The organism is Phormidesmis priestleyi BC1401 (assembly GCF_001650195.1).
Classification (GTDB): Bacteria; Cyanobacteriota; Cyanobacteriia; order Leptolyngbyales; family Leptolyngbyaceae; genus Phormidesmis_A; species Phormidesmis_A priestleyi_B.
This window is the reverse complement of record NZ_LXYR01000132.1, coordinates 1-3,244: the sequence shown is the minus strand read 5'-3', so window position 1 is coordinate 3,244 and position 3,244 is coordinate 1. Positions and strand designations below refer to the sequence as shown.

At 48.5% G+C, this 3,244-nt stretch carries 7 protein-coding genes; 1 reads left to right on the top strand and 6 read right to left on the bottom strand.

Annotated features, from left to right (window positions below):
- Nucleotides 1-232: 232 nt before the first annotated feature.
- Nucleotides 233-487, bottom strand: coding sequence for a helix-turn-helix domain-containing protein (locus A8707_RS25850; RefSeq protein WP_068820299.1), 255 nt, complete (start codon nucleotides 485-487; stop codon nucleotides 233-235).
- Between the two features lie 117 nt (nucleotides 488-604).
- Between A8707_RS25850 and A8707_RS25845 the strand changes: the two genes are divergently transcribed.
- Entirely contained in the window at nucleotides 605-850 is a 246-nt protein-coding gene (locus A8707_RS25845; RefSeq protein WP_156518895.1) for a hypothetical protein, read from the top strand.
- Between the two features lie 287 nt (nucleotides 851-1,137).
- Here A8707_RS25845 and A8707_RS25840 read toward each other — a convergent pair whose 3' ends face one another.
- From A8707_RS25840 to A8707_RS25825, 5 genes are all read right to left on the bottom strand, one after another.
- A complete protein-coding gene (locus A8707_RS25840; protein WP_068820295.1) occupies nucleotides 1,138-1,335 on the bottom strand; it encodes a type II toxin-antitoxin system HicB family antitoxin in 198 nt (65 codons plus the stop codon).
- Between the two features lie 4 nt (nucleotides 1,336-1,339).
- Nucleotides 1,340-1,504 (bottom strand): hypothetical protein, encoded by a 165-nt coding sequence (locus tag A8707_RS28755; protein ID WP_156518894.1) that lies wholly within the window; start codon nucleotides 1,502-1,504, stop codon nucleotides 1,340-1,342.
- Nucleotides 1,488-1,862, bottom strand: a complete 375-nt coding sequence (locus tag A8707_RS25835; protein WP_068820293.1) for a type II toxin-antitoxin system RelE family toxin — start codon at nucleotides 1,860-1,862, stop codon at nucleotides 1,488-1,490. Before A8707_RS25835 ends, A8707_RS28755 begins: the two co-directional genes overlap by 17 nt.
- Nucleotides 1,855-2,094 carry a type II toxin-antitoxin system RelN family antitoxin gene (locus tag A8707_RS25830; protein ID WP_068820291.1) on the bottom strand — a complete coding sequence of 80 codons (240 nt, stop codon included), beginning with the start codon at nucleotides 2,092-2,094 and terminating at the stop codon, nucleotides 1,855-1,857. Before A8707_RS25830 ends, A8707_RS25835 begins: the two co-directional genes overlap by 8 nt.
- A 134-nt stretch (nucleotides 2,095-2,228) precedes the next feature.
- Nucleotides 2,229-3,137 (bottom strand): type IIL restriction-modification enzyme MmeI, encoded by a 909-nt coding sequence (locus tag A8707_RS25825; protein WP_331711747.1) that lies wholly within the window; start codon nucleotides 3,135-3,137, stop codon nucleotides 2,229-2,231.
- Nucleotides 3,138-3,244: the final 107 nt, after the last annotated feature.

Here is a 3,244-nt window from a genome sequence, read left to right as displayed (position 1 = left end):
TTGCACCCGTCTATTCGCTGCGGTTCTGTCCCGCCCGTGAATGGAATTCCGGGCTAGCCTTGCGAAGTCCGTTGAAACGGACTGAACCTCAAACCCTCTCTCAGTCCCTTGAGTGGACTTCGCACCGTTAGACCGTGATGTTCAATCACGGGCGGGTGAATGCCAGAAACGAGAGAGTTTTAGTTCAGGTGCAAGATCTCAGCTTACCTACTTGATAGCGTCGCGTCGTTCGTTAATCTTCTGGCGGTTCTGGCTCTGGTTGAGTCAGCCTTCCCAGATAGAGGCGAACAAAGTCTTTGGCGGCGGCTGCGTTGAGTTGTTCCAAGGCGGCAATGATTTGAGTCACGGATTCTGCCGAGGGGTCGGTAATTTCGTTGAACCATTGATAGACAGTTGAGCGGTTCAGCCCCATTGTCACCGCTAACCGATTCTGGGTGATGCCGTAGGTTTCAAGTACCTGTTTGAGCGCTTTGCCTGCTTTTCCCATGCCCCTTATGGTGTCAGAGAGGCATACCCAAGTAAATGTTTGTGTTTACAAACAGAAGGTGAAGTGATAATGTTTGTAATCACAAACAGCTTGAAGAGTGAAGAAGGATCAGCGAGGATGCCAAAGCAAGTACCGGATGATTTTGCTCAAACGCCGATCGAGGCAGTGATTGACGGCTTGACCAATGCTGAAAAACGATCGAACCGGATGATCTTAGTGGGTGCGCCTGATTGGGTGAGGGGAGTTATTCATCGGTTACACAGTGCCCGGATCACTGAGGTCAGAGATTGGTCACGGTTGATGCCCACTCGCAATACAGATGAGGTAATTAGTGTGATGCAGCGCCCCAGAGTAGAGGAGTAGGGGAAGGGTTACGGGAAGATCGTGAGATTTTTGGTTGCGATCGCGGCGTTTCAAGTTCCGAGGTCGGGGTTCCGTGCTCTGAAGTCGAAGTTCCATGCTCTGAAGTCGGAGTTTCGAGCTTTGAGGGTGGGGTTCCGTGCTCTGAGGTTCAACTTTCGGGTTCGGAGGTCGGAGGCTCAAGCTATAAGGACGAAGTTTCGCGATCGGAAAGCAACGTTTTGAGTTCGGAGGTTGACTGGTGAGGGTTGGAGGGCGATCTCACCCAGTTGGGCTTGGAAGCTTTGCCACTAGATTACAAGCCTCTGCACACCGATGAATTCAGTTGTCGATTCTTCGAGGCACGTTTCAATTACTTCGCGCATATTTTGCATTAGCTCATCGATCGTTTCTCCCTGGCTGTAGCAGGCTTTGAGTTGCGGCACTTCGCCAATGTATATGCCATCTTCGTCTCTTTCAATCACGACGTAAAACTCTTTGTTTCTCATGTGTCTATTCTCCAGTTTTTAATTCAATTCCCAACCACTCAAGTTGATGATTCATCCAATCGCGCTCTTCGAGATACCCGCAAGGGGTCGCGCGTTCCTCATCTTCCTCGATCGCCCTCTCCACTCCTGTTTTAGCAATTTCCAGCAGTTGGTTAGATGCTCTCTTCATCTTTAATTAATTGTTGATCATATTCTGCAATGATGCTTTGAACATCTTTTGCTGCGATATCAACTTGTTCAGATTTTATATAAACAGTTAGAAGAATGATTCCCGTTGCTGTTTTGACGTAATAAATCAGTCGATAGCCGCTGCTCTTACCTTTTGGGATATCGCTATTTCGGACTCTCAACTTAAAGACGGCATAACCTACTCCAGGTATTTGATCTCCGGGCAACTCTCCTTGCTCAAGTTGCTCGATGATGGGTTGAATATCATTCTGAATACTGCGATATTTCTTAGCAAGAGCACGTAGATTTCGGTTGAATGTTGGCGACGCTTCAACTTGGATGAAAGGCTGATCAGTCATTTTCAAGCCCTTCCCAAATTTGAGCAGCGGGAATCGTTTGCCCAGTCATGGCTTCGTGCCAAGCTTGCCGGAAATCTGCTAGTGCTTCTGTCTGAGGTGTATCGTTTGAGGCTCCCTGCTCTGGGATTAGAACAATGACTTCTACACGGCTATTTTTATCGGTTGTAAAAGGTTGATCTAAGGTTAGTTGCCCTTCCTCGTTGATCGTTGCCATAACTTTAAGTGCTTTCATTGCGACTCCAGTTCATTAAGTTGTTGTGGTTAGGTTAATGTCTAAGGCTTCAAGCTGCTGCTTCATCCAGTCGCGCTCTTCGAGATACCCGCAAGGGGTCGCTCTCTCCTCATCTTCCTCGATCGCTCTCTGGGCTAACTTGCTTGCTGCAACTCTGCTAGATACCAGCGATCGCTGCTGTCTTCGCTATGTTTGGCAATAATACCCAGTGCTTCGAGGCTTTCGAGACAGGTGAGAATGGTTTGTTTTTGTCGAGATGCGCTTTTGAATTGGGCGGCAATTTGATCGATCGTCCATTCGCCGCTTTGGGTGCGGAGCAGATCGCGCACGGCGGCTAGTTGTTCTTTAAAGGCTTTGGGAAGTTTTTGTTGTTCGACGGGGGTAATCGCGCTTTCTACTTCGACTTCAGCAATGCCCTCGATCACTTGCTGGGTCTGGACTTCGCCGGGTGCTTGATAGTCTGGACGCAACCAGCGAATCAATCCATTGCGTTCTTCTTCGGCTCGTTCAGCATTCAACGCTACCAGTCTTTCCAGGATGATTTCATCCACTTCACCCTTGATTTGACCTTCTGTCTTTAGATCTTCCCATCCATACGCCTCAAATACGGCTGCGTCTAGCTCATCGTGGATTTGTTTGAGGGTGGAAACTAAGGCTTTGTTGTTGAATGCCCGATCGCTCTCGGTGAGTTCTTGCCCTGCGCGGATCTTTTCTAGCAGGTTGTACATGGCGGTGATGGTGACTTCGGGATGCTGTGTCTGAACGCGCTTGCGGTGGGAGTCGAGGCGATCGCCCAGTTCACGAATTTGTTGTTTTTGTTCTGGTGTGGGGTCGGGGAAGGGGAAGGGATCGAAGCAAACCGTTTTATTGTAACGCGGTCTATCTTCTAAAGTCCCTCCTGCTGCCAGTGCCCAAGTGACATGAATTTTGCTGGAGAGAACGCCGAGAAAATAGGCATCATGTAATCCTATCGCTATCAAACTATCATCTGGTAATACTCTATCTTCAAGAAATAGAAAAACTCTATGTTTTGCCGTTGTCAAAGTGGCAATGTATAGCCGTTGCCAGTTAGGTTAGGACATACTATAGAAGTTGAGACCCTCAAATGAGCGATGCCAGCCCCCTACAGCGATGACCTCCGACAAAAAGT